Below are 6842 nucleotides of genomic sequence, written 5' to 3'. Positions count from 1 at the left end.
CCACGTCTCGCCTCGTGGTGACTGTGTCTTAGTCATTCGCGTCGCACGTCTTGTGATCTCGGCTCCCGGTTTGCATTGATCTCTTGCCTATCTAGTACCGCGACGGACCTTCAGACAGTCCATTGTTCACTTTTTTTTTTAATGATACGGCGACCCCCGCGATCTACCCTCTTTCCCTCCACGTTGCTCTTCCGATCTCATCGTCGACGCCGTGGCCCTCGCCGACGCCGGGCTGCCCGCCGTTCCGAACACCGTCTGGGTGACCGGCCCCGGCGCGGCGCGGGCCGTGTCGAACACCGGCGTCGCCGCCGACGTCGTGCTGCGCGCGGACGTCCTGCGGGCGCAGCGGGTGGCTCCGCTGACCGCGGGGCTGCTACGGCTGGCGTGGACGGCCGCCGCGGTGCTGCTGGCGCTGGGGTTGCTCGGTCTCACGCTCGCCGCCGCCGCCGGTGCGTCGCAGCGGTGGCAGACCCTGACCCGGCTGCGGACCCTTGGCCTGCGGCCACGCGATGCCCGCCGGGTCGCCGCCGGAGAGCTGCTGCCGCCGGTCGTGGTCGCCGCGGTGTGCGGCCCGCTACTCGGGGCTCTGCTCGCACGCCTGACGCTCGGCCCGCTCGACCTGGGGCTGCTCACCGGCCAAGCCGCCGACCCGGCGGCGGTCCTGCCATGGTGGCTGCTGGGCCTGGTGAGCGTGGCGCTGCTGGCGGCGGTCGCCGCGGTCGTACCCGTCGAGTCGGCGCTGCGGCGACGCGACCGGCTGAGCGAGGTACTGCGCGCCGGCGAGTAACCGATGGTCTCGCCGTGCGGGAAGCAGAAACGCCGAGACCCGCTACCGGAGATCCGGTAACGGGTCATCTGATCTGCTCGTACAGCTGGTGGGCGATACTGGGTTTGAACCAGTGACCTCTTCCGTGTCAGGGAAGCGCGCTCCCACTGCGCCAATCGCCCGTGGCGGCCCCGTGGGGCACATCGCGAGCGGACGACGGGATTCGAACCCGCGACCCTCACCTTGGCAAGGTGATGCGCTACCAGCTGCGCTACGTCCGCACGTCCCCGGCAAAGCGCCGGCGACAGGTGAACTCTACCCGATGCCAAGATCGCTTGGCAGGGCACCCTGGCCGGTCGCGGTTGCGCTGGTCCCCGCCGGGGTACAGAGGTGCTCGACAGCGCACCACACCCCCTTAAGGAGGCTGTCGTGGGTATCGGCACCAGCATCTTCCTGATCGCGCTCGGCGCGATCCTCACCTTCGCACTGGACGCGAGCGTCGGCGGCATCAACCTCGACGTGGTCGGCTGGATCCTGATGGGCGCCGGCCTGCTCGGCCTGATCATGACCACGCTGATCTGGGGTCGCCGCCGCCAGGTCGTCACCACCACCGAACAGCCGGTGGAGTACCGCCAGGTCGAGGAGCGGCGGGACATCGCACCGCCGCTGTGACCGGTCACTTCCATCGCTGGCGGAGCCGCCAGACCAACGTGATCCCGGGCCGGCCGCCGCGCTGAGGGCGGCCGGCCCGTCGCATCCGTGACCCCGGATGCCGGGTGGGCGTCGCGGCCGGTGCGGGCATGCTCCGGTGGTGCCGACGGCGGAATCAGAACTCGATGACCAACCGGCCGCGTACCCCTCCGGCCTCCAGGAGCTGATGCGCGCGAGCCGCCTCCTCCGGCGGGAACCGGCCGGCGACCCGCAGGGTCAGCGCACCCTCCTCGGCGAGCCGCCGAAGCAAATCGAGTTTGTCGCGGCGCCCGTCGTACTCGTGCACGTACGCGGACACCATGTCGATCCTCCGCTGGTCGGCCTGCGCCCGCAGCACCGGATCGGGGCCACCGCGCAGCAGCGCGACGGCACCACCCGCGCGCACCGCGGGCAGCAACGCGCCGCCGAGCAACGCGGCATCGACAGCGGCGTCCACCCCGTCCGGGGCGTGCTCCCGGAAGCGGTCGGCGACACCGGGGCCTCGGGTCACCGTCACGTCGGCACCGAGCGCGGTGACCAGTTCGACGTCGTCGGGCGCCGCGTCGGCCAACACCCGGTGCCCGGCGGCCTTGGCGAGCTGTACCGCGTACGCGCCGACGGCGCCGGCCGCTCCGGTCACCGCGAGGGTGCTGCCGGGCGACAGCCGCAACTGGTCCAGGGCGTGCAGGGCGGTCAACCCGTTCAACGGCAGGGTGGCCGCCTCGGCGGGTGACACGCCCGCCGGCGCGGGCACCACCCAGGTTTCCGGGAGCACGACCCACTCGGCGTACCCACCGCCGGCCGCCCGGGTCGGATTGATCATGGCCATCACCGGGTCACCCGGGGCGAGAGCACCACTGGTCCCGGGGCCTACCTCGTCGATGGTGCCGGCGATGTCCTGGCCCGGCAGCAGCGGGTCGCCGCCGCGCAGTCGCACCGGCGTCATACCGGCCCGGATCAACGTGTCCGCGGGGTTGACCGCCGCGGCGCGTACCCGGATGCGGACCTCGCCAGGGCCGGCGTGCGGCGTCGGAAGCTCGACCACCCGCAGCACCTCGGGCCCGCCGTAGCGCAGCAGTCCGACCGCTCTCATGCTCGACTCCTCATCGGGTGACCGGGTCGACCACCGTGTCCGGCGGTCAGTCCAGGCAGGTGAGCGCGACCTCGGCGTAACGCGTCAGCGCCGCCCGGTCCGGGTTGATGGCGCCCATCACCCGCAGACCCTGGAGGCTTGTCACCAGGAAGCCGGCCAGGTCGGTGGCGCTGCGGTCGCTGGTGATCTGACCCCGCAACTGCGCCTCGGCGAGCAGGTCGTAGAGCGCCAACTCCAGGGACTGGGTGGTGGAGCGGAGCCGCTCGGCGACCCGGACGTCCTGGTGCGCCCGTTCCATCGACGCACCGACGATCAGGCAGGAGAGGTGCCGGCCGTCGCCGGTGATGTCGTCCACCGCGCTGATGAACACCTCACGGATGACCGCTCGCGCGTCGTTGCCCGAGCGCAGCAGATCGACCATCGGTATGGCGTAGCGCTGCCGGTACAGGTCGAGCACCGCCAGGTAGAGGCCGTCCTTGCTGCCGAACGCGGCGTAGATCGAGCCGCTGCCCAAGCCGGTCGCCTCGGAGAGGTCCCGCATGGAGGTGCCCTCGTAGCCCTTGCTCCGGAAGACGTCCATGGCAGCGTTGACCGCGGCGTCGAGGTCGAACTCACGGGTACGGGCCATGGCTGAACGCTACCCGCTATCTGGAACGATCGACAAAGTACCGCCGGTCACAGCCGGCCGAACCGAGCCGTTTCCGCTGGCCGAAAGGGGTTTCGGCAGCCGCGTTACGATCCAGATCATGGAGCCTCTCGACACGGTGCTGGCCGCGCACCGGGCGTACCTGCTCGGTTGGAACATCGGCGTCGCCGGAGATCCCGGCCTGCCGACCTACCGCAGTGACGTGCCGCACGCACCCCTCAACGGCGTGCTCCGGGTGGCCGGGCACACACCGCAGGACGCGCTCGCCGAGGCCCGGAGGCGCCTGCACGGCGTACCCCGGATCTGGTGGGTTGGCCCGGACAGCGACGCCGGCACCGCGGACGGCCTGGTCTCCCTCGGCGCGGTGGAGGTCGCCCGCATGCCGATCATGACGGTGGGGATCGGCGAGGTGGCCGATGTTCCGGCTCCCGCCGACGTGCGGATCGCCGAGACCACCGACCTCGCGACGTTCGTCCCGGCCTACGCCCGGGTGTCCGGAATTCCGGCGGACGGCGTGGCGGCGACGATCGAACGGGAGAAGGCGTTCACCGGCGACGGCACGGTGCTCCGGTTGGCCGGTCGCCTCGCCGACGGCCAGGTCGTCGCGACGGCAGTCGCCTGGATCACCCACGGTCTGGTCACCCTCTACTTCGTCGGCACCCGGCCCGAGCAGCGCCGCAGGGGCATCGGCGCGGCCATGACCAGGGCCGCGCTCGAGCTGGCCGGTGAGCGGGGCGCCCGCACCGCCGCCCTCACCTCGTCGGCCGTCGGTGAGTCGGTCTACCGCAGCCTCGGTTTCCGGCCGGTGGGCGAGTTCCGCTTGTTGACCTTCTGACGGTGAGCCCGCGCGGCCCGGCCGCGTCTGTGCCGGCGCGCACGGCAGCCGGCCGGAAACCATTGACTACGGGGTTCGGACAGCGTTGTCTTTTACTGGCGCCTGGGGAGGTACGACAGTGATCGACGATGTGTCCCTCGTCTTCTGCGTGACCGCCGACGTGTCGGTGCGCGAGCGGATGGTCCGCCGCCTGGACGGCCTCGGCACCCTGGTGATCTGCACCGACCTCGCGGAGTTGCAGGCGATGATCGGCGGGCCGATCATCAGCGGGCCGGACCGGCTCTCCACCACGGCGTCGGCCGCCGCTCCAGTCACGGTCGCTCCAGCCGTCGGCGCGGCCGGTCGGATCAGCCTCGGTGACCTCACCATCGACCCGCTCGACCACCGGGTGACGTGGCGCGGCGAACCGCTTGCCCTGACCCGCCTCGAGCGCAACCTGCTCACCCAACTCGCCACCGCACCGGTCGGGGTCTGGACGTACGAGAGGCTCTTCGAATCGGTCTGGGGCTGCGCGTTCCTCGGCGACACGTCGAGCCTGCACTCGGCCGTGAAGCGGTTACGTCGCAAACTGCACGCCGTCGACGACACCCTGCGCGTGCACACCGTACGGGGAATCGGTTATCGGCTCAGCGTCGACTGATGACCGTCGCGCCACAAGCAAAACGGCTCGTCACCGGGTCTCCCGGTAACGAGCCGTCCTCTGGTGGGCGATACTGGGTTTGAACCAGTGACCTCTTCCGTGTCAAGGAAGCGCGCTCCCACTGCGCCAATCGCCCGTGCTTGTTGCCGAGGTGGGGACGGGATTTGAACCCGCGTACACGGCTTTGCAGGCCGTTGCCTCGCCTCTCGGCCACCCCACCGAGGTTGCCCCCGTCATGCGTGGCGGCAGCTCCGAGCGGACGACGGGATTCGAACCCGCGACCCTCACCTTGGCAAGGTGATGCGCTACCAGCTGCGCTACGTCCGCACGCCCCCGGACGTTCCCGGGTGACGGATGAGAACTTTAGCCGAGCCGGTGTTTGACTGCCAACTCGGGGTCGCTTCGGCGCGTCCCGGGTGGCCGGGGCTGGACCGGAGCCACCCTCGGCAGGCTTCCTAGGGGGCTGACCCGGTGCCCGGATCCAGCACGGACCGTCACACTCCGACATCACTAGGCAATGATCGTCATCATCGCGTCGCATGCCCGACCATCGACGTCTCCGCACCTCGTCACCGGGTAGCGGACCTCGATGAACACTCTCCGTGGAACGACTGACGACACCCGAAGGAAGTGTCCGGCTTCCGACTGTCACTGCGCGGATCGGCGCGTGGTGGTAACTGTTCGTGTTCAGTCGGATGGGCTACGGTAACGGTCGTGACGAGACGTGCGGCCGAGATCCGCCTGGATGCCCTGCTGCGCACCGCCTGTGACGTGATCGTGGAGCGCGGTCTGGCCAACACCCGGACGGCGGACGTGGCGAATGCCGCGGGCGTGAGTCAGGCGTTGGTTTTCTACCACTTCGCCACCAAGGAGCGGTTGCTCGCGCAGGCCTTCGCGTACGCGGTCGAACAGGATCTGGCCCGACTGGACGTGGTGACCCGCTCCTCGGCCCCACCGCTGACCAAGCTCCGCCGGATCCTCAAGCTCTACACCCCGGCCGGGCGGGCGACCTCCTGGTCGATGTGGATCGACGGCTGGTCCGAGTCGCTGCGTACCCCCGAGTTGGAGAAGGTCTCCCGCCGGCTCGACCTGCGCTGGCGGCAGGACCTGGCGGCGGTGATCACCGCCGGGGTGACCGACGGCACCTTCCAGTGCGCCGACCCCGACGGGGCCGCCTGGCGGATCAGCGCGGTGATGGACGGCCTTGCCGTCCAGCTCGCCGTGCACGACCGGGTGATCTCCCGCCGGCAGTTCGGCGAGTGGGTCCGACTGGTCACCGCCCGAGAGCTCGGTCTGGACCCGACCGACCTGGACTGAGCCGGGCGACCAGCACCGATCCCCCGCACCAGGCCGGGCAAAACGGACTCGGCGCGCCTCGCGGACCGGAACAATCGGCAGCATGGATCTCCTGGAGGCGTACCGCCGGAGCCTGGCCGAGTTCATCGACCGGGTGGACCAGATCGAGCCCGGCCAGTGGTCCGACCCGACCCCCTGCTCGGACTGGGACGTCCGCACGCTTGTCAACCACGTGGTGACCGAGGACCGGTGGAGCGTTCCGCTGCTCGCCGGCCGGACCATCGACGAGGTCGGCGACCGGCTCGACGGTGACCAGCTCGGCGCCGACCCGATCGCGACGGCGCGGGAGGCCGCCGCGCAGGCCGAGATCGCCGCGACCCACCCCGGCACCATCGACCGCACCGTGCACCTCTCCAGCGGCGACACACCGGTCGCCGAGTACCTTCGGCAACTCCTCGCCGAGCACCTCGTGCACGGCTGGGACGTGGCGGTGGCGATCGGCGCGCAGCCACGGCTCGACCCGGACGCGGTGCACGCCGCCGCCCAGTGGTTCGCCGGCCAGATCGACGCCTACCGGCGCAACAACCTGGTCCACACCGGGGTACGGGTGCCCGACGACGCCGACGAGCAGGACCACCTGCTGGCCGCGTTCGGCCGCGACCCCGACTGGGCGCCGAGCGACTGAGTAAATCTCGATCTGTTGGTGCGACAGCGGCTCTGGACCTTGCCGTGACCTCGGGAGACTGATATCCACAGATGCGCATGCGTCACCGCGCATCTGTGGTCGGCGACTCGCCGGCCACCCCGCTCCCACGAGGAGGTCCCGTGCCACAACCGGAGTGGTCACCCCCGATGAGCCGGCGTCGACGCCGGCTC

8 protein-coding genes and 5 tRNA genes are annotated in these 6842 nt (G+C 70.6%); 6 read left to right on the top strand and 7 right to left on the bottom strand.

Annotated elements, in window-relative coordinates; genetic code table 11:
• Window positions 1–211: 211 nt before the first annotated feature.
• Complete coding sequence (locus PSH25_RS07905) at window positions 212–787, top strand: FtsX-like permease family protein (protein ID WP_238658364.1); 576 nt, start codon at window positions 212–214, stop codon at window positions 785–787.
• Window positions 788–873: 86 nt separating this feature from the next.
• Here the strand turns inward: PSH25_RS07905 and PSH25_RS07900 are convergent.
• Together PSH25_RS07900 and PSH25_RS07895 are read right to left on the bottom strand one after the other, a co-directional pair.
• Window positions 874–948: transfer RNA gene (locus PSH25_RS07900), tRNA-Val, on the bottom strand.
• Window positions 949–974: 26 nt separating this feature from the next.
• A tRNA-Gly gene (locus PSH25_RS07895) sits at window positions 975–1047 on the bottom strand.
• A 148-nt stretch (window positions 1048–1195) separates the two neighbouring features.
• On the opposite strand from PSH25_RS07895, the gene PSH25_RS07890 reads away from it, so the two are divergent.
• Complete coding sequence (locus tag PSH25_RS07890) at window positions 1196–1438, top strand: DUF6458 family protein (protein WP_030336096.1); 243 nt, start codon at window positions 1196–1198, stop codon at window positions 1436–1438.
• Window positions 1439–1592: 154 nt separating this feature from the next.
• On the opposite strand, the gene PSH25_RS07885 is transcribed toward PSH25_RS07890, so the two are convergent.
• The gene (locus tag PSH25_RS07885; protein ID WP_238658363.1) at window positions 1593–2549 is read right to left on the bottom strand and encodes an NADP-dependent oxidoreductase; all 957 of its coding nucleotides are present in this window, start codon (window positions 2547–2549) and stop codon (window positions 1593–1595) included.
• A gap of 46 nt (window positions 2550–2595) precedes the next feature.
• Window positions 2596–3177: a TetR/AcrR family transcriptional regulator gene (locus tag PSH25_RS07880; RefSeq protein ID WP_238658362.1), complete on the bottom strand. Its 582-nt coding sequence runs from the start codon at window positions 3175–3177 to the stop codon at window positions 2596–2598.
• Between the two features lie 118 nt (window positions 3178–3295).
• Here PSH25_RS07880 and PSH25_RS07875 point away from each other — a divergent pair, with 118 nt between their 5' ends.
• Both PSH25_RS07875 and PSH25_RS07870 read left to right on the top strand, forming a co-directional pair.
• Window positions 3296–4030 carry a GNAT family N-acetyltransferase gene (locus PSH25_RS07875; RefSeq protein WP_238658361.1) on the top strand — a complete coding sequence of 245 codons (735 nt, stop codon included), beginning with the start codon at window positions 3296–3298 and terminating at the stop codon, window positions 4028–4030.
• 178 nt (window positions 4031–4208) lie between these two features.
• A complete protein-coding gene (locus tag PSH25_RS07870) occupies window positions 4209–4670 on the top strand; it encodes a winged helix-turn-helix domain-containing protein (RefSeq protein WP_274527150.1) in 462 nt (153 codons plus the stop codon).
• Window positions 4671–4731: 61 nt separating this feature from the next.
• On the opposite strand, the gene PSH25_RS07865 is transcribed toward PSH25_RS07870, so the two are convergent.
• The 3 genes from PSH25_RS07865 to PSH25_RS07855 form a co-directional block, all read right to left on the bottom strand.
• Window positions 4732–4806, bottom strand: a tRNA-Val gene (locus PSH25_RS07865).
• A gap of 13 nt (window positions 4807–4819) precedes the next feature.
• Window positions 4820–4890 (bottom strand) — tRNA-Cys (locus tag PSH25_RS07860).
• Between the two features lie 34 nt (window positions 4891–4924).
• A tRNA-Gly gene (locus tag PSH25_RS07855) sits at window positions 4925–4997 on the bottom strand.
• Between the two features lie 387 nt (window positions 4998–5384).
• On the opposite strand from PSH25_RS07855, the gene PSH25_RS07850 reads away from it, so the two are divergent.
• Entirely contained in the window at window positions 5385–5987 is a 603-nt protein-coding gene (locus PSH25_RS07850) for a TetR/AcrR family transcriptional regulator (RefSeq protein WP_238658360.1), read from the top strand.
• An 82-nt stretch (window positions 5988–6069) separates the two neighbouring features.
• Window positions 6070–6651: a TIGR03086 family metal-binding protein gene (locus PSH25_RS07845; protein ID WP_238658359.1), complete on the top strand. Its 582-nt coding sequence runs from the start codon at window positions 6070–6072 to the stop codon at window positions 6649–6651.
• Window positions 6652–6842 lie beyond the last annotated feature (191 nt).

Source organism: Micromonospora foliorum (genome assembly GCF_022229015.1).
Lineage (GTDB): Bacteria > Actinomycetota > Actinomycetes > Mycobacteriales > Micromonosporaceae > Micromonospora > Micromonospora foliorum.
The sequence above is the reverse complement of the archived record's forward strand: the minus strand, read 5'-3'. Positions and strand labels throughout refer to the sequence as shown.